This is a genomic window from Citrobacter sp. RHBSTW-01044, from assembly GCF_013781945.1.
GTDB classification, from domain to species: Bacteria; Pseudomonadota; Gammaproteobacteria; order Enterobacterales; family Enterobacteriaceae; genus Citrobacter; species Citrobacter braakii.
In genome coordinates this window covers 3,552,738-3,570,188 of sequence record NZ_CP056180.1, presented here as the reverse complement: position 1 = coordinate 3,570,188, position 17,451 = coordinate 3,552,738, and the positions used below count along the sequence as shown (strand labels likewise).

17 protein-coding genes are annotated in these 17,451 nt (G+C 49.1%); 10 read left to right on the top strand and 7 right to left on the bottom strand.

The features are described 5' to 3' along the window. Window positions 1-16 precede the first annotated feature (16 nt). The 6 genes from HV352_RS17365 to cusR all read right to left on the bottom strand — a co-directional run bounded on the left by HV352_RS17365 (window position 17) and on the right by cusR (window position 4,740). On the bottom strand, window positions 17-820 hold the full coding sequence (locus tag HV352_RS17365; RefSeq protein WP_104652340.1) for an MBL fold metallo-hydrolase: 804 nt from the start codon (window positions 818-820) through the stop codon (window positions 17-19). Between the two features lie 80 nt (window positions 821-900). After that, window positions 901-1,152, bottom strand: coding sequence for a membrane lipoprotein lipid attachment site-containing protein (locus HV352_RS17360; RefSeq protein ID WP_019076216.1), 252 nt, complete (start codon window positions 1,150-1,152; stop codon window positions 901-903). A 14-nt stretch (window positions 1,153-1,166) separates the two neighbouring features. Further along, entirely contained in the window at window positions 1,167-1,673 is a 507-nt protein-coding gene (locus HV352_RS17355; RefSeq protein WP_047358081.1) for a hypothetical protein, read from the bottom strand. Between the two features lie 369 nt (window positions 1,674-2,042). Continuing rightward, the gene (locus HV352_RS17350) at window positions 2,043-2,369 is read right to left on the bottom strand and encodes a hypothetical protein (protein WP_049271324.1); all 327 of its coding nucleotides are present in this window, start codon (window positions 2,367-2,369) and stop codon (window positions 2,043-2,045) included. Between the two features lie 246 nt (window positions 2,370-2,615). Continuing rightward, complete coding sequence (locus tag HV352_RS17345; protein ID WP_181634935.1) at window positions 2,616-4,067, bottom strand: Cu(+)/Ag(+) sensor histidine kinase; 1,452 nt, start codon at window positions 4,065-4,067, stop codon at window positions 2,616-2,618. Further along, window positions 4,057-4,740 (bottom strand): copper response regulator transcription factor CusR, encoded by a 684-nt coding sequence (gene cusR / locus HV352_RS17340; RefSeq protein WP_016152149.1) that lies wholly within the window; start codon window positions 4,738-4,740, stop codon window positions 4,057-4,059. Before cusR ends, HV352_RS17345 begins: the two co-directional genes overlap by 11 nt. Window positions 4,741-4,935: 195 nt before the next feature. On the opposite strand from cusR, the gene HV352_RS17335 reads away from it, so the two are divergent. From HV352_RS17335 to HV352_RS17320, 4 genes are all read left to right on the top strand, one after another. Then, window positions 4,936-6,318 carry an efflux transporter outer membrane subunit gene (locus HV352_RS17335; protein WP_016155924.1) on the top strand — a complete coding sequence of 461 codons (1,383 nt, stop codon included), beginning with the start codon at window positions 4,936-4,938 and terminating at the stop codon, window positions 6,316-6,318. Between the two features lie 32 nt (window positions 6,319-6,350). Further along, the gene (cusF, locus tag HV352_RS17330; RefSeq protein ID WP_016152151.1) at window positions 6,351-6,698 is read left to right on the top strand and encodes a cation efflux system protein CusF; all 348 of its coding nucleotides are present in this window, start codon (window positions 6,351-6,353) and stop codon (window positions 6,696-6,698) included. Between the two features lie 76 nt (window positions 6,699-6,774). Next, window positions 6,775-8,067 (top strand): efflux RND transporter periplasmic adaptor subunit, encoded by a 1,293-nt coding sequence (locus HV352_RS17325; RefSeq protein WP_016155926.1) that lies wholly within the window; start codon window positions 6,775-6,777, stop codon window positions 8,065-8,067. Window positions 8,068-8,078: 11 nt separating this feature from the next. Beyond that, entirely contained in the window at window positions 8,079-11,222 is a 3,144-nt protein-coding gene (locus HV352_RS17320) for a CusA/CzcA family heavy metal efflux RND transporter (RefSeq protein ID WP_016152153.1), read from the top strand. 51 nt (window positions 11,223-11,273) lie between these two features. Here HV352_RS17320 and rclR read toward each other — a convergent pair whose 3' ends face one another. Further along, window positions 11,274-12,128, bottom strand: coding sequence for a reactive chlorine-specific transcriptional regulator RclR (gene rclR / locus HV352_RS17315; protein WP_101699772.1), 855 nt, complete (start codon window positions 12,126-12,128; stop codon window positions 11,274-11,276). A 235-nt stretch (window positions 12,129-12,363) separates the two neighbouring features. Between rclR and rclA the strand changes: the two genes are divergently transcribed. The 6 genes from rclA to HV352_RS17285 all read left to right on the top strand — a co-directional run bounded on the left by rclA (window position 12,364) and on the right by HV352_RS17285 (window position 17,409). Further along, entirely contained in the window at window positions 12,364-13,689 is a 1,326-nt protein-coding gene (gene rclA, locus HV352_RS17310) for a reactive chlorine resistance oxidoreductase RclA (protein WP_181634934.1), read from the top strand. A 164-nt stretch (window positions 13,690-13,853) separates the two neighbouring features. After that, window positions 13,854-14,090 (top strand): reactive chlorine resistance periplasmic protein RclB, encoded by a 237-nt coding sequence (gene rclB, locus HV352_RS17305; RefSeq protein ID WP_029139445.1) that lies wholly within the window; start codon window positions 13,854-13,856, stop codon window positions 14,088-14,090. A gap of 11 nt (window positions 14,091-14,101) precedes the next feature. Next, window positions 14,102-14,662, top strand: coding sequence for a reactive chlorine resistance membrane protein RclC (gene rclC, locus HV352_RS17300; protein WP_016152157.1), 561 nt, complete (start codon window positions 14,102-14,104; stop codon window positions 14,660-14,662). Between the two features lie 579 nt (window positions 14,663-15,241). Further along, window positions 15,242-15,928, top strand: a complete 687-nt coding sequence (locus HV352_RS17295; protein WP_016152158.1) for a PilZ domain-containing protein — start codon at window positions 15,242-15,244, stop codon at window positions 15,926-15,928. Window positions 15,929-15,952: 24 nt separating this feature from the next. Further along, window positions 15,953-16,540 (top strand): helix-turn-helix transcriptional regulator, encoded by a 588-nt coding sequence (locus tag HV352_RS17290; protein ID WP_019076223.1) that lies wholly within the window; start codon window positions 15,953-15,955, stop codon window positions 16,538-16,540. Between the two features lie 101 nt (window positions 16,541-16,641). Next, a complete protein-coding gene (locus tag HV352_RS17285; protein ID WP_047501818.1) occupies window positions 16,642-17,409 on the top strand; it encodes an EAL domain-containing protein in 768 nt (255 codons plus the stop codon). The last annotated feature ends 42 nt before the right edge of the window (window positions 17,410-17,451 follow it).

Here is a 17,451-nt window from a genome sequence, read left to right as displayed (position 1 = left end):
CAATGTCTTACCGCCGTTACTCTGCCAGCACAATCACATCTCCCGTTGCCGGGGCGTCAGTTCCCGGTAGCCACAATCGACCCCACGAACCGGTGCAATGACAGCCGAGTAGTTTTTCTGGTTGTTGTTGCTTAATAAATTGTCGGGTTCGCCATAGCTTAGCGGGGGAGGCAGTGCGTAAATGGAACCCACCGACGAGGGCGTAAATTTGGTTAACGCCGGTGATGTTTTGGCAATGGCGTACGATATTCTCTATTCCCCGATGCCCGCATCCGGTAATGATGACTAACCCGCGATCAGATTTATAGATCAATACGCCTTCGTCGCTGATGTAATCCGGTTGAGGTGTTTTCTCGCTAATAACGCCATAGGCCTGTGGAGTGGCGACACTAATTTCCCCGGACCACAAAAATCGATCGCTGATCGCCAACGGTTCACGGGTGTATTCCATGATTAGTCGAGAGTAGTCGTTATCACGCGAGAGTTTTTTTATTTTTCTTGGCGTTCCCGCCAGGGTTATTGAGGCATATCGTTCGCAGGCTATTTGGGGATGGCAAATGATACGACTGTTATCCGTCAGCCACGGCACGCCGCCACAGTGATCGTAATGGCCGTGCGAAAGAACCACGGCGGTCAATTGCGTCAGGTCTACGCCCATTTGCGCGGCGTTAAGTATGAAGCTGTCGTCCGGGCCGGTATCAAATAGTATGGTGGTGGTTTCATCCTGAACTAACAGACTTAATCCAGGCTTTGCCCGTAATGATTTATCTGCGCTCGCAGCGCGCCTGTTTTCAAGCAATACCGTGAGGGTTAATGCCATGCCTGACTCCAGTATTAAAACGGCATACTGTAATACATGACCGTTGAGAGCGCTGTGATCGCAGCGCTCTTTGTGCTGACTTAGCGGTGATAGTAATGGCCGTCATCATCGGAGTGATGGTGACTATGCCGCCACGCATGCTGGTTCTCCCTTTGCTCGCGCTCCTGGCGTTCATGCTCTTTATCACGGTTGGCTTCACGGTTTTTGTGATTAGCGATCGCCGTGGCAACTGCTGCGGCCCCAATACCAGCAGCGGCTGCAGAAAGGTAAGGATGTTCGGCACAGCCCGACAGACTAGCCATAATAACCAACGTGGAAATCAGTTTTTTCATTGTGGCGGTATCCGTTACTCGCGCACAATTTTGCCAGCATTCCCGGCATCGCTGTCATTCCAGCTACCGCGACCATTCGTTTTAATGGTGTAAGTGGCATAGCCGACACGGAAGGTCATCGTATCCTGATAGGTATTTACGTCACGCACTTCATTACCATTGACGTACACGCTGGAACCCTCGACGTGAATATCAACGCTGCGTTGACCATTGGCAAATTTGGCTACGTAATTTCCGCTGAATTTGCCGTAAATATCGGCATTATCGTGGTTATCCCGGTCAGCGGTATTTTGCTGCTCTTCACCATGACGATGATGACGGCTCTGCTGGCTGTTGCCGTTCTCAATAAAGCCATGATCGCGGTTCCACTGATAGGATTTATTGATATCGCAGCCATTGAGTTCACTCATTTGTGTACAACCTGAATGTTCATACTTTTTCTGCATTGCCGGGGTAATTGCGCATGCTGTTGTGGCCGTTGTCAGGCCGAGGACAAAGAGGGTCAGCAGACGTTTTTTCATTTTTTTGCTCACTATCATCATTAAGTTTATTTATAGGAATACGAACTGTTCGAATGTCATGTTTACGACGACGGCAGTCTCCCATTAAATATTAATGACGCATACCAGGGGGAATCCTAATTTATATTAATGGTGAGAGTGTGGGGGCTGTAATATGCAACATTACAGGCAGGTGAATTACGTATTTTATACAAGTAAGATAAAACGCTTAATTATATTTACTTTTTAATGAAGTGTTTAAAGAAATATTAATATTGACATTAATGGCAGGAACGCAGGCTTGTAAATGTACAGGCCTGCGTGGCATATTTTGTCCGCAATATTCATACATAGTGTATTGATGGACATTTTATTCAACACAGGACAACGTTACCCTTGCGCGGGGATCTGTGCACGGTGCTGCCTGGCCTGAACCTCATGAGCATATGAATGACCGTTATTCACTGACTGATGAACGACCATCGCTTTTTCATGTTTATTCATTTGTGAAAAGGGGCGTGCCTGGGATGGCGTTGACGTTGAATTATTCGTCTGTGTGACGTGTTCTTGCGCCATTTGTTGATGTGCAGGGGCACTGCGGTTATTCATCATTTCATGGGCTGCTGCGGCCTGCTGATGCATTTTGGGTGTGTCTGCCGCATTAACGCCAGCTGAAATAAAAAACGCGATAGCGAAAAAAGAGGATATCTTATTCATCATATTTCTCCTGTTTGGGTTTACGGAAGAAATTATAATTGGTGAGGGCTGTCAGCGGCGTGACAGGATTATGACGGTTATGTCAGAGAATCGGTGATGATATATACCGGTCATACTTCAAGCTGCATATGCGTTGGCTGCGCTCGTTCACCCCAGTCATTTACTTAAGTAAGTGACCGGGGATTCCCTCTCTTGCCGCCTTCCTGCGACTCGAATTGTTTAAGGTATAAACGCCATTACCTTAAATTACATCGCATGCTTGGGCAGCGTCAGAATAAATCGGGTGGCAAGCTGATCGGATGTCACCGAGACTTTCCCCTGATGGGCGATAACAATCGATTTCACAATCGCCAGGCCAATACCGCTGCCTTCGCCTTTACGCTGTCGCGAAGGGTCAACCCGATAAAACCGATCAAATAGCCGCGATAGATGCTGTGGGGGAATGGGGGGGCCGGGATTTTCCACGACTATCTGGACCAGGCCATCCGCCTCTTTCACCCGCACGGTTACCGACTCGCCTTTTGGCGTGTAGCGCATGGCATTTGAAAGCAGATTACTCATTGCCCGGCGTAGCATTAACGGATCGCCTGAAACCCAGCATGCGCGTCCTTCAAAACGTAAGCCCACCTCGCGCTCTTCTGCCCAGGCTTCGAAAAAGTCGAACACTTTACCAACCTCATCGGCCAGATTAAGCGCTGTCTTTTCCGGGATAAGCTGATTGTTGTCTGCCTGCGCCAGAAACAGCATGTCGCTTACCATTTTCGACATACGACCAAACTCTTCAAGATTGGAATACAGCACGTCTTCCAGCTCTTTTTGGCTACGGGTTTGGCTGAGCGCAATTTCCGTTTGTGTGACCAGGTTGGTTATTGGCGTGCGGATCTCATGGGCAATATCCGCCGAGAAGTTCGACTGACGTTTAAATACATCCTCAATGCGTTCGATCATGTGATTAAACGAACTTACCAGCTGTTCCAGTTCAATAGGGACCGCTTGCGGATCGAGGCGCACATCAAGATCTTTTGAGGTGATATTTTGGATGCGCCGACTGACATTACGGATCGGTTCATGGCCTTTATACACAGCGAACAGCACGATAAATACAATCATCATGCTAATCAGCGATGCCGTCATAATCAGTTTGTTTTTCAGGTCGTTAATATAGTGCAGATGAAAATCGATCGATAACGCCAGATACAGCGTATACGCCGCTTTTCCATCAGTCAGCTTTCCTACCGGCAGGCGAATCATTCGCCAGTTAGACGACGTTTTTTGTCCGTGAATATGTTTGGACGTTTGCAGTGTTGGGCCGGATATAATAAAAACATCGCTGGCATGGGCATTTTTATCCGGTCTTGCGCTGGCGATAAATTGCCGGAGATCCGGCGCATTTGGCGAATGAAAAATGGCTTTCTGCTTACTGTCTTCCAGAGAAATAATGACGTTCGAGTAGCCCTCTACCACGTTTTTTAGCGTTTCCAGGCGGCGTGATTCTGGCTCGTTGGGTTGGTTAATAATCCGCTCCAGCGTGGCGCTGATCTCTTGTAAATCATTGATGTCCTGCTCGGCGAAATGGACCTTCACGGAGTGGATCATTATCCATGCAAAGGCGAAAAATGAAGCGATCGTCGCCAGACTGATAAAAAAGGTCAGTCGTGCCGCCAGCGAAAAAGGGCGCCGCCATCGTTTACTGGGCATCAGGAACCTCAAGCATATATCCCACGCCGCGTACGGTCTGAATCAGTTTCGGCTCAAAATCGTTATCAATTTTGGCGCGCAGACGCTTAACGGCGACGTCGATGGCATTGGTATCGCTGTCAAAATTCATATCCCAAACCTGGGAGGCGATCAGCGAGCGGGGTAAAACTTCCCCTTGATGACGAAGGAAAAACTCAAGCAGCGTAAACTCTTTGCTGGTCAGGGTAATACGCGTCCCGCTGCGGGTGACTTTTCTGCTGACCAGATCGACCATTAAATCCGCGACCTGAAACTGGCTTTCGACAATCACCGCCGCACCCCGGCGCAGCAGCGTTCTGACCCGCGCCAGCAGTTCGGCGAAGGCGAACGGTTTGACCAGATAATCATCAGCGCCTAATTCCAGACCCTTAACCCGATGTTCGATGGTACCCAGCGCGGTGAGGAGAAGAATGGGCATCCCTTTGTTAGCGGAACGCAGCATCCGTACGATATCCCAGCCGTTTACATCCGGCAGCATGATGTCGAGTATGAGCAGGTCGTAATCGCCGGTCATCGCCAGGTGGTACCCGTTCAGGCCGTTATCCGCTAAATCCACGACAAAACCCGCTTCCGTCAGGCCTTTCGTCAGGTATTCACCGGTTTTTTTCTCATCTTCGACTATCAACACCTTCATCGCATTCTCCTTCTCACACGGGTTGTGCGGACTTTCAATTCTAGGGAAGCGGGATCGGATAGCAATCGGTTATTGGGAAAATGACAGTTTTGTCATTTTCCTGTCACCGCTTAAACAGAGTCACTTCGTTAAAGTACAACGCTATAAATTCCTACATTTTTTAGGGCCATCAGTCCGGTCAGGACGAGAAGAACTATGAGCAAATTTAAGCTTCTTACCCTCAGCGCTGTATTCGTTCTCGCCGGTTGTTCATTGGCGCCGGACTATCAGCGTCCGACATTGCCTGTGCCGCAGCAATTCTCCTTAAGCCAGAACGCCCTGGTTTCTGCACCGGTGGGATATCAGGACACGGGCTGGCGGAGCTTCTTCGTTGACTCCCAGGTAAAGGCGCTGATTGGCGAGGCGCTGGTCAATAACCGCGATTTACGTATGGCAGTGCTAAAAGTTCAGGAAGCGAGAGCGCAATATGGCGTCACGGACGCTGACCGCTACCCGCAAATCACGGCAGGTTCCAGCGGTACTTACAGCGGCAAATTAAAAGGCGATAGCAGCACCGATCGTGAATTCGAAGCTGGACTCAATCTCAGTTTCGATCTGGACTTCTTTGGTCGGCTGAAAAATATGAGTGAAGCCGAGCGACAGAACTTCTTTGCCAGCGAAGAGGCGCGTCGGGCGGTACACATCTCATTAATCTCCAACGTATCGCAAAGTTATTTCAATCAGCGTCTGGCTTATGCACAACTGCAAATTGCCGAAGAAACGCTGCAAAACTATCAGCGTTCTTACGCTTTTGTTGAGAAGCAGTTGCTGACCGGAAGCACCAACGTGCTGGCGCTGGAACAGGCGCGGGGCGTGATTGAAAGCACGCGCAGCGAAATCGCGAAGCGTAAAGGTGAACTGGCGCAGGCGAACAACGCGCTGCAACTGTTGCTGGGTACGTACGGGAAATTACCCAACGACCAGATGCGCAGCAGCGGGGATATTAAACCAGTAACGCTGCCGCCATCGCTCTCGTCGCAAATCCTGTTGCAGCGCCCGGATATTTTGGAAGCTGAACACGGATTAATGGCGGCGAATGCCAATATCGGCGCCGCACGGGCAGCGTTTTTCCCGTCGATTACCTTGACCAGTTCGGTTTCCAGCAGCAGCAGCGATCTCTCCAGCTTATTTAATGCGACCAGCGGTATGTGGAATTTTGTCCCCAAAATAGATATTCCCATTTTTAACGCCGGACGTAATCAGTCCAATCTCGACCTCGCTGAAATTCGCCAACAGCAGTCGGTGGTGAATTACGAACAAAAAATTCAGAACGCGTTTAAAGAGGTGGCGGATGCGCTGGTGTTGCGCCAAAGCATTGCCGATCAAATTAGCGGTCAGCAGCGCTACCTGACGTCATTGCAAATCACCTTACAACGCGCCAGAGCGCTTTATCAAAATGGTGCGGTTAGCTACATCGAAGTACTGGACGCCGAACGTTCTTTATTCGCTACGCAGCAATCGCTGCTCGATCTTAATTACGCCCAACAGGTTAATGAAATTAAGCTGTTTGCTGCCTTAGGCGGCGGTTGGGTGGAGTAATCCTTAATATTAACTTTTCAGGAGCATCAAGTATGAATACTACCGCCAAAGCCGTGTTGTTTAGCTTTTTCTCTGTGGTCATGTTTAACGCTCAGGCCAATGAGCATCAGCATGGCGAGATGATGAACATGCAGCCAGCGGCCCAACAGGAAGACGTCATTAGCGCCACCGGGGTGATTGAAGCTATTGATAAAGAAAGTAAAAAAATCACGATCAAGCATGATCCCATTCCCGCGGTGAACTGGCCTGCCATGACGATGCGTTTTACGCGGGTTGCCGACACCAAGGCTGACGATATTAAACCCGGCGATAAGGTTGCGTTTACGTTTGTTCAGCAGGGAAATATCTCTGTGTTACGCGATATTCACATCAGTAAATAACGTTCTCGCTGGTCTCTTTTATTCTTGCCCGGATTCTTCGAAATTCGGGTGAGACTATCGCGCAATGGAAATCACTATGGCGTCTTTAAATATTAAAAATACCGCGCTTATTCTCGCTGGCATGATTGTCGGTGGGGTTATTTCTGTCGGTATTTATACTTATTATTCATCAGCAAACGTAACGGCTGAAACCGGGCAGGCTTCGCAAAAAGAAGCCAGAAAAGTGTTGTTCTGGTATGACCCCATGTACCCGAACACGCGCTTTGATAAGCCGGGTAAATCACCGTTTATGGATATGGATCTGATCCCCAAATATGCCGATGAAGAGACCGCGAGCGCGTCAGCGCCTGGCGTGCGTATCGATCCTACTCAGACCCAAAATTTGGGTCTGAAAACAGAACCTGTGCGCCGTGGCCCGCTGCACTATGCGCAAACTTTCCCGGCTAACGTTAGCTATAACGAATACCAGTTTGTTATTGTCCAGGCTCGCTCAGCAGGCTTTATCGAGAAGGTTTACCCGCTAACCGTGGGCGACAAAATTAAGCAAGGTGCGCCGCTTATCGATCTGACGATTCCCGACTGGGTTGAGGCGCAGAGCGAATATTTGTTACTGCGGGAGACCGGCGGCAGTGCGACGCAGGTGGAAGGGATTCTGGAGAGATTACGTCTGGCCGGTATGCCGGAAGCGGATATTCAGCGCTTAAAATCGACGCGTAAAATTCAGACCCGCTTTACCCTGAAAGCCCCTATTGATGGGGTGATTACCGCATTCGATTTGCGTACCGGCATGAACATTTCCAAAGACAATGTGGTCGCGAAAATTCAGGGGATGGACCCGGTATGGGTCAGCGCGTCGGTCCCGGAATCTATCGCCTGGCTAATCAAAGACGCCTCGCAATTTACCATCACTGTGCCCGCCTGGCCGGATAAGCCTTTCACCATTAGCAAGTGGAATATCTTGCCAAGTGTCGATGCCACCACGCGTACGCTGCAGATCCGTTTGCAGGTCAATAACCCTGATGAGGCGCTCAAGCCGGGGATGAATGCTTACCTGCAACTGAAAACGCAAAGTGAACCGATGCTGCTGATCCCCTCAAAGGCGTTGATTGATACAGGCACCGAGCAACGGGTGATCACCGTCGATAACGAAGGTCGATTTGTACCGAAACAGGTTGCGGTATTCCATGAATCTCAAGGGCTGACGGCTATCCGCTCAGGCCTGACTGAAGGTGAAAAAGTGGTGTCCAGTGGTCTGTTCCTGATTGATTCCGAGGCGAATATCTCTGGCGCACTGGACCGTATGCGCGCGCAGAACAGTGGTGCGCAAGACGCATCCGCAAAGCCAGCCCAGGCGACCCATTCACACTGAGGACATGATAAATGATTGAATGGATTATCCGCCGTTCGGTGGCAAACCGTTTTCTGGTGATGATGGGGGCGCTGTTTCTCAGTATCTGGGGAACCTGGACTATCATTAATACCCCGGTTGATGCGTTGCCCGATCTCTCTGATGTTCAGGTGATCGTCAAAACCAGCTATCCAGGGCAGGCACCGCAAATCGTCGAAAATCAGGTGACTTACCCGCTGACCACCACCATGCTGTCGGTACCGGGCGCGAAGACCGTGCGTGGTTTCTCGCAGTTTGGTGATTCCTATGTGTACGTCATTTTCGAAGATGGCACCGATCCTTACTGGGCGCGCTCGCGCGTACTGGAGTATCTCAACCAGGTTCAGGGGAAATTACCGGCAGGGGTCAGCGCGGAGATGGGACCGGACGCCACGGGCGTCGGCTGGATCTTTGAATATGCGCTGGTCGATCGCAGCGGTAAACACGATCTGGCAGAGTTACGAACTCTTCAGGACTGGTTTTTAAAGTATGAGTTAAAAACGATTCCGAACGTGGCAGAGGTGGCCTCGGTAGGCGGCGTGGTTAAACAGTACCAGGTTGTTATCGACCCGATGAAGCTGACGCAATATGGCATCAGCCTGGCGGAGGTGAAATCTGCACTGGATACGTCGAATCAGGAGGCGGGCGGCTCGTCTGTTGAGATGGCTGAAGCGGAATATATGGTCCGTGCCAGTGGGTATCTACAAACGCTTGATGACTTCAATAATATCGTCCTGAAAACAGGGGCCGACGGTGTACCTGTTTACCTGCGCGATGTCGCGCGTGTGCAAATTGGGCCGGAAATGCGCCGTGGGATCGCCGAACTGAATGGCGAAGGCGAAGTGGCGGGCGGGGTGGTAATTCTGCGTTCCGGTAAAAATGCGCGTGAAGTGATCTCCGCCGTTAAAGCCAAACTCGACACGCTGAAAAGCAGCCTGCCGGAAGGCGTTGAGGTAGTTACAACATACGATCGCAGTCAGCTCATCGATCGCGCTATTGATAACCTGAGCTATAAGCTGCTGGAAGAGTTTATCGTTGTTGCGCTGGTGTGTGCGCTGTTCCTGTGGCATCTGCGTTCGGCGCTGGTAGCGATTATTTCCCTGCCGCTGGGACTGTGTATCGCGTTTATCGTGATGCATTTCCAGGGGCTGAACGCCAATATCATGTCGCTTGGGGGTATTGCCATTGCCGTCGGGGCGATGGTCGATGCCGCGATCGTGATGATTGAAAACGCCCATAAGCGGCTCGAAGAGTGGGGACATCAGCATCCGGATGAAAAACTGGATAACGCAACGCGCTGGAAGGTTATTACCGATGCCTCGGTAGAGGTCGGCCCGGCATTGTTCATCAGCTTGCTGATTATCACCCTGTCGTTTATTCCTATTTTCACGCTCGAGGGGCAAGAGGGGCGACTGTTCGGCCCGCTGGCGTTCACCAAAACGTATGCCATGGCAGGCGCGGCGTTTCTGGCTATTGTCGTCATTCCGATCCTGATGGGATTCTGGATCCGTGGCAAAATTCCGGCGGAAAGCAGTAACCCGCTTAACCGTTTCCTGATCCGTATTTATCATCCGCTGTTGTTGAAGGTGCTGCATTGGCCTAAAACCACCCTGCTGGTGGCGGTGCTTTCGATACTGACGGTTATCTACCCGCTGAATAAAGTCGGTGGTGAATTCCTGCCGCAGATTAACGAAGGCGATCTACTGTATATGCCTTCAACCCTGCCGGGGATTTCGGCCGCGCAGGCGGCGGATATGCTGCAAAAAACCGACAAGCTGATCATGACCGTTCCGGAAGTGGCGCGCGTGTTTGGTAAAACCGGTAAGGCGGAAACCGCAACGGATTCCGCGCCGCTGGAAATGGTCGAAACAACGATCCAACTGAAGCCGCAGGATCAGTGGCGTCCGGGGATGACGATGGACAAAATCATCGCCGAACTCGACAAAACCGTGCGCTTGCCAGGGCTGGCGAATCTGTGGGTTCCGCCTATTCGTAACCGTATCGACATGCTGTCTACCGGCATCAAAAGCCCGATTGGGATAAAGGTGTCAGGTAACGTTCTGGCTGATATCGACGCCACGGCGGAACAAATCGAAGAGGTAGCCAGAACCGTGCCGGGCGTCGCTTCGGCGCTCGCTGAGCGGCTGGTGGGCGGGCGCTATATTAATGTGGACATTAATCGGGAGAAAGCAGCCCGCTACGGTATGACCGTTGGCGCGGTACAGTTGTTTGTCACCTCCGCGGTCGGAGGCGCGATGGTGGGCGAAACGGTGGAAGGGATTGCACGTTATCCGATTAACCTTCGCTATGCGCAGAGCTATCGTGATAGCCCGGAAGCGCTGCGTAATCTGCCCATTCTGACGCCCATGAAGCAGCAAATCACGCTGGCTGATGTTGCAGATGTGACAGTGGTTTCTGGTCCGTCGATGTTGAAAACCGAAGATGCGCGACCCACCAGTTGGATTTATATCGACGCCCGCGACCGTGACATGGTTTCGGTGGTGAACGATCTGAAAAAAGCGATCGCTGAAAACGTACAGTTAAAGCCGGGGACCAGCGTGGCGTTTTCCGGGCAGTTCGAGCTGCTTGAACGCGCCAGCCATAAGCTCAAACTGATGGTGCCGATGACGCTGATGATTATCTTCGTCCTGCTTTATCTGGCTTTCCGTCGCTTTGGTGAAGCGCTGCTGATTATTACCAGCGTGCCCTTTGCGCTGGTAGGGGGGATCTGGTTTCTCTACTGGATGGGGTTCCATATGTCGGTTGCGACCGGAACCGGGTTTATCGCCCTGGCTGGCGTTGCCGCGGAGTTTGGCGTAGTGATGCTGATGTACTTGCGCCATGCTATTGAAGCCGAGCCTGCGCTGGAAAATCCGCAAACCTTTACGGCGGATAAGCTGGATGAAGCGTTGTATCACGGCGCGGTGCTGCGCGTGCGTCCGAAAGCGATGACCGTGGCGGTGATTATCGCGGGCCTGTTGCCAATCTTGTGGGGGACAGGGGCGGGCTCAGAAGTGATGAGCCGCATTGCCGCGCCGATGATTGGCGGCATGATTACCGCGCCATTGCTGTCGCTGTTTATTATTCCGGCAGCTTATAAGCTGATGTGGCTGCACAGGCATCGTAGCCAAAAGTAATGCCTTGAAGCGCTCGCCTGCGTCGGTTTTGTTGCCGAAGCAGGCGGTGCGTTATGCCGCCAGCGCTTTCACGCGTTTGCGGTACTCGCCCGGCGTGCAGCCAAATCCCCGTAAAAAGACTTTGTGAAACGATGATTCGCTGGCGTAACCCACCGACTCGGCAATAACGATCAACGGCTGCGATCCGCGTGACAGCATCTGGGCGGCGAATTGCAGGCGTAGCTCGGTTAACACCGCCAGCGGCGTGGAGTTTGATACTTCACGGAATAGCTGCGCAAAGCTGGCCCGCGACATATGGGCACGCTTTGCCAGTTCTTCGACAGTCCAGGGAAAAGCCGGTGACTCCAGCATCATGAAGACAACGGCACCCAGCCTTGGGTGCAGCAGTAAATTCAGCACATTTTTAGCGGGTGTCGGCTGGGCTAGCCACTCGCGAACGGCTAACGCGAACAGCGTAGCGCATTGCTGGCTGCAAACGATGTTGGAGCCAGGCAGATCGTTGATGTATTCCTGCTGCATCAGCGCAATCATGGCCTTCAGCCAGTGGCTAATGGGACTGTTATCTTCTGGTGCCAGTATTAATATTTCCGGAAGGGCGGTTAAAAAATAGCGTGAAGATGCCTGCAATCGCAGGCTTCCGCAGACAATATGCGTTTGTTCTTCCCCTGTTTGGCACAGCCGATGCGCGGAGTTTTGAGGCAGAATGACTATTGTTCCTGGGCGTAACGTAGAAGACGTTCCGTCTGGCATATCCAGTTGAGCAAATCCCTGGGTTACCGTATGCCAGCGGATAACGGACAGCTCACCCGCCGCGTGCGGCAGTTGCCAGTCCCTGCTCAGCAGGCAGTTTTGATCAATCGAGCCCTGCGGGTCGTTAAGCATAAGTAATCGGCTAAGTGCATCCATAAAGACTCCTGAGCAGTTCTTGTTGATGCTTGTCGAGATGAAGTAACGCTGTTACTCATTATTTATTAAATAAATTTATGGTATTAGTTTATTTCCTCGATGGATTGAGTGGAAGAGAGATAGTAGTGATTTAGACGATTTGACAGTAATTTGCGCGATATGGATACATTGTTCATGCATCGTTAAACCTATACTTCAGTTCAACAAACGAACAGTGACATGGCGGAGAGACAGCATGAATCAGTATCAGGCGATTATTATCGGATTTGGCAAAGCGGGTAAAACGCTGGCGGCTACCCTGGCGAAAACGGGCTGGCGAGTGGCGATTATTGAACAGTCAAACACCATGTATGGCGGGACATGTATCAATATCGGCTGCATTCCCACCAAAACCCTGGTACACGATGCTGAACTTCAGCATGACTTTGCTGCGGCGATGCAGCGCAAGGCCTCCGTTGTCAGCTTTCTGCGTGATAAAAACTTCCATAATCTTGCCGATCTGGAAAATGTAGATGTGATTGAAGGTCGTGCTGAATTCATTGATAACCATACGGTGCGGGTCGTGCAGCCAACAGGCGCGATTGAGCTAAGCGGCGAAAAGATCTTTATTAATACCGGCGCACAGGCAACGATGCCAAACGTGGCAGGGGTAATGACTACACCGGGCGTGTTTGACAGTACCGGGTTGTTAAATTTGACGCAACGTCCGGAACGTTTGGGGATTTTGGGCGGCGGTTATATTGGTGTTGAATTCGCATCAATGTTTGCCAACTTTGGCAGTAAGGTCACCATTTATGAAGCCGCCCCACTGTTTTTAGCCCGCGAAGATCGGGATATTGCCGACGCTATCGCCAACATTTTACGCGACAAAGGGGTTGAGATTATCCTTAATGCCAGGGTGCAGGCGGTTTCGTCCCATGACGGCGCGGTGCAGGTGCAAATGCCGGAAGGCGTCCAGACTGTGGATGCGCTACTGGTGGCATCGGGTCGCAAACCGGCAACTGAAAATCTGCAGTTGCAGAAAGCGGGTGTGGATGTCAACGAGCGCGGTGCCATTGTGGTGAATAAATATCTGCGTACTTCGGCAGACAATATCTGGGCCATGGGCGATGTGACGGGGGGGTTACAATTTACCTATATCTCGCTGGATGACTTCCGTATTGTGCGCGACAACCTGTCAGGCGAGGGATTACGTAACACCGGCGATCGCCAAAACGTACCGTATTCTGTTTTTATGACGCCGCCGCTTTCCCGCGTGGGGATGACAGAAGAACAAGCTCGCGCCAGCGGCGCGGCGGTCCAGGTTGTCACCCTGCCTGTCGCGGCTATCCCGCGTGCACGGGTGATGAATGACACGCGTGGCGTACTTAAAGCGGTGGTAAATCGCGAAACGAAACAGATATTAGGCGTATCGCTGCTGTGCGTGGATTCTCATGAGATGATTAATATCATTAAAACCGTTATGGATGCTGGTTTACCTTACACGACATTGCGCGATCAAATATTTACTCATCCGAGCATGAGCGAATCACTGAACGATCTCTTCTCTCTAATAAAATAATAATATAGTTTGCATGATTGCCCCACCTGTCTGGGGCTTTTTTTTATCATATATAAAGAAATACTCATGAACAGTTATTCTGGCGTTATGGAGGAAATAAGATAAGCAACATTGTTTTATTCTATTACGAGTGAAATCACTTGTTAATGGAAATAGAAATGAACATGCTTAAAACTTCATTATTGTTGACTGCTTTACTGACTGCGCCGGTGACATTTTCTGCACTGGCACAGCAGCCAGTCGAAGTAGCCCGCGTCAGCGTGTCGGCAATTGCCGCCGCACCTTCTGTTGTTGAACATGCAATCGCCAGACTGGCGCAGGAAAAGAAGGCAACTTCCTGGAAAATCACCTCAATGCGCATTGATAGCAGCACTCACGCAACCGCAATTTTGTACAAGTGAGGAGAGTCTGAATGGAAAAGTATCTGCGTTTACTCAGCAAGGGCGATAGAATTGGATTAACATTGATTCGCCTGAGTATTGCCATTGTTTTTATCTGGATTGGCTTATTGAAATTTGTACCTTACGAAGCCGATAGTATTACGCCATTTGTTGCCAATAGTCCGGTAATGTCATTTTTTTATGAACATCCAGAAGAATATAAGCAGCATTTAACCCACGAAGGTGAGTTTAAACCGCAGGAGCGGGAATGGCAGAAGGCGAATAACACCTATACGTTCTCCAATGGTCTGGGCGTAGTCGAAGTGCTGATCGCATTGCTGGTGCTGGCTAATCCTGTTAGCCGTTGGTTGGGATTAATTGGTGGCGTACTGGCATTTGCTACTCCGATTGTGACGTTATCATTTTTAATTACCACACCGGAAGCATGGGTGATGCCACTGGGCGATTTGCACCACGGTTTTCCGTACTTGTCCGGAGCCGGGCGTCTGGTGTTGAAAGACACATTAATGCTGGCGGGAGCGGTGATGATCATCGCAGATTCATCCCGATCAATTATTAAGCAAAAGTATTGAATTTTTAACGTTGTACCCTCTGTAAGACAGTAAGCCTCTATAGTTCGATTCGGTAATTACCGGGCCAGCAGGATGCTGGCCTTTTTTCTGCCCTAAGGTAAATTTATTTTACAGGTGAAATATAATTATTCACTTTTTCACAATAACTAGTCGGAGCTATATTCCTGGTTAATGATATAGTGCCGTAAGCATTTTCTCTTCTTCTTGCGATAGCACGCCAGTCCGCATACTGCGTGGTCCTTCCATCAAAACCCATTCATTTCCCTCTATTTTTTTTCTGTGTAGTTCTTGCTATTTGTTATCTCAAAATGACATCTCAAAAAATTTTATTATTCTCTTTTGTTATAGTTAGCCAACAACTTCATGTGGTTTTAGGCATGGCTTCAGCTAGAATTAACTTTGATTAAATGTTTTTACGTATCAATAAATGGCTAAAGATAGTTAAAAACTTAATTTTTAACCAACTGTTCGACATGGAATCCACTATGGTAATTAAGCACCAGGGGTGGATGCTGATCTCGCGTTTTGTGAGTAACCAAAAGCGAGACATATCTTAAATATGGAAATAAGGGTTTTAGAATGAGCTTTGGATTAGCAAAGGACAACAAGTTTGAAATCATCGCTACCCTTCGTGAAGAGTTGCACAAGAAAACGAAACTGGAAGTTTTATGTGAAAACCATAGTGTTATCACGCAGTTAGAGAAGATTGATTTCGAGCGGTTTGTCATCTCCGGACACGAAGACATTGTTCCTGAAAAGGTCCAGTACTTTATCCTGCACAGTGAAAGTGGGATTGTAAAATTTAGTGCCAGATTCGAACAAACCTTATCAGCAGGTGCACAAGCAGGATTATCCTACTTCATCCCGGATATGATTTTCTTTGCCCAGCAGCGACAAAATCAGCGTTTTTCCTTCCTGAAGGGTTACGACTTTTTCTGTTTTGGTCGTTACAAAAACGGAGAAAACTACTCTCTGAAGATTAAAAACATCTCGCAGGGCGGTTGTGCATTAATTGTTAAAGATGTGAACTCCCGTTTTCTCTATAAAGATGCGGTGATTAAAAATGCCGCGTTGGATTTTGATACGTTTGGCAGTTTACAGCTGGATTTGAAAGTGATCGATGTCGTCATGATCAATGAATTTGATGAGGATAATCAATTGTATGCCTGTCATCAGATCTCATGTGAGTTCGATTTTAAAAATCGTCGTGAAGAGGCTGAGGTCGAAAAGATTATTATTAAATTTTTAATGAGTAACAAGATTTGATGCTGATAAGGAGCGATGAACAGGATGTTGATGTGTGGCAGTGATAATTTTGTGGGCAACGGTTTGTTCGCCTACCTGACAAGCAAACATGTACCGATACAAACATTCCAGTTTGAGGATATGTTGCATCAGTCATCATTATGCCAGCATCAAACCATGGTTTTTAATATCATTGATAACGAACAACCATGTTCAACTATCGTGCAGTTTTTGAATAAAAACCGCTTCAAGTTTTATAATAATGTCGTGGTAATTATTGCTGATAGTTTGGTGGCGAAATTATGTGTAGAGTTATTATATGTTGAAAAAACGATAGTTTTGACGGAGAAATCTTCACTGCGCGATTTCGGTCAACTGGCGTCGTTAACGGCCGGGAAATGGAATCCCCGGTTATATCGTTCACAGAAAAGATTAACCGAGAGAGAGCAGCAGATTCTGAATTTATTGGTAAACGGATATACCGCCAGAGAAATTTCAGAGTTAGTCAGCCTGAATTATAAAACTATCCAGGCGCATAAAATGAGGGTCGTCACCAAGCTGGGACTGACCAATACCTCGGAATTAAATAAATTAATTGTCAGATTTACCCATCGTATGTCTTTTTTACCCTAACCTGGCCATTCTATTCTGATGTAACACACCTAATAGTAGATACAATTCGGGAGTGATATTGACTGGTTTTTAATTTTTATGATTTGTTGAGGGAGAGAGGAATGTTTAATTCTAGTGAGGTGTTAACCGCGCTTGAAAAGGCATTGAATACCAGTCAGCTTTATATGGTTTATCAACCAATTTTTAATTTGCGTAATCAGCGTATTAGCGGGTTTGAAGCATTAATGCGTTGGAATAGCCCCCAGATGGGGATGATCTCTCCCGATATTTTTATTACCTTGCTGGAAGACAGCGGCAATATCATGTCAATTGAAGATATGGTTACCCACACTCCCTGGGATGTGGCAACCCGTTGGCCAGAGCCCCTTGTATTGTCCGTCAATATTTCCGCGCTTGAATTCTGCGATCCGCTGTTACCCCAACGCGTCAGAAAAAACCTTACTGTATGTGGTCTCCCGCCCCATCGATGCCAGATAGAGGTCACGGAAACGTCGCCGCTGTGCGACAGTCAGGTCGCGGCTAAAAATATGACGGAGCTGAAGGCGATAGGGGTCAAAATTGCCCTTGATGATTTTGGAACCGGCCACGCCAATCTTAACTATCTGTTGAAATATCCTTTTGATACCTTAAAAATTGATAAGGAATTTATCGCCGGCATTGAACCCGATACCCGCTCAACAAAGATTGTTGAGGGTATAATTTCACTGGCGCACAATTTTGGTATTGAAGTTCTTGCTGAAGGGGTGGAAACTCAGTCCGAACTGGACCGGCTGATGCAGATTGGTTGTGACAAAATTCAAGGCTTTTTCATTTCTCCCCCAGTGTTAGCAGAAGAGATCCCGTTACTCCTGACGCAGTATAATCCTTAATCTTCTCCCTCTCTGTTGTTCCCCTGAACCTCGATTGTTTCG